The 1,209-nt window shown below is 39.2% G+C and carries 1 pseudogene; it reads left to right on the forward strand.

The window, feature by feature from the left end:
- A pseudogene (locus tag CD30_RS19065) lies at positions 1-979 on the forward strand (IS3 family transposase); the annotation flags it as partial.
- Positions 980-1,209: the final 230 nt, after the last annotated feature.

The following is a 1,209-nucleotide window of genomic DNA, read 5'->3' on the forward strand; positions in this document are numbered from 1 at the left end:
CTTTTAAGGCAGAAGATAACCGTTCTGATGAAGAAAATGAATTATTGGAACTACGTAAAGAAGTGCAGCGCCTGCGTATGGAGAACGATATTTTAAAGCAAGCGGCGCTGATCATGGGACGAAAATAGATGTGATTTGCAACAACGCTCACAAATATTCGGTATCAGCAATGTGTGACGTCCTACAAATTCCAAGAAGCACTTACTACTTTCACCTGAAAAAGCGTGAAGATAACGAAAGACAAGCGGAAGAAGCGGATCTACAAGAACGTATCTACACGATTTTTAAACAAAGTCGGAATAACTACGGTACACGTAAAATTAAGAAAGAGTTAGAAAAACAAGACAAGATTGTTTCAAGACGTCGTATCGGTCAAATTATGAAGTATCTAGGTCTTGTCTCCAATTACACGGTTGCCTATTACAAACCACAAAAGAAACAAAGTAACGAGGCAAAGATCGCCAATGTCTTAAATCGAGAATTCCAACAAGAAAAGGAATTATCCGTATTAGTCAGTGATTTAACATACGTACGTGTCGGGAAAAAATGGCATTATGTATGCTTATTTGTCGATCTCTTTAACCGAGAAATCGTGGGTGCAAGTGCCGGTCCAAATAAAGACGCGGCCCTTGTTTATAAAGCTTTAAGCAGCATCAAAGGTAATTTAACGAACGTGCAATTATTCCATACAGATCGAGGTTCAGAATTTGATAATCAGTTAATGATTGAAGCAACAAAAGGCTTTGGGATTCAGCGTTCACTAAGTGCAAAAGGATGCCCGTACGATAATGCCGTGGCAGAAGCAACATTTAAAAGCTTTAAAATTGAATTTGTCTATCAGAAAACCTTCCATACTCTGGAACAACTCGAACTTGAAATGTGGGATCATGTGAACTGGTTTAATCATATTCGAATTCATGAAACACTAGGTTATCTAACGCCAGCTGAATTTAAACAACAATATGAATCTAGTAAATAGATTCGAGCATTTGAGGTGATACAAAACGAAGAACGGCTTTACACGGAGTGGCGGGCATGATAGCCTCGTTTGGCAGAGCCAGCATCATTTAGCTGGTTCCTTGGCTCAAAAGTCATGCCCGCAGAGGCTCCGTGTCAAGCCACCTGAACATTCAGAAACACTTGAATCGGGAATATACCAAAACATTAACTGCACTTATATTGATTGTTCAATTTAGTGTTGACATTCCA

The organism is Ureibacillus massiliensis 4400831 = CIP 108448 = CCUG 49529 (assembly GCF_000772965.1).
Lineage (GTDB): Bacteria > Bacillota > Bacilli > Bacillales_A > Planococcaceae > Ureibacillus > Ureibacillus massiliensis.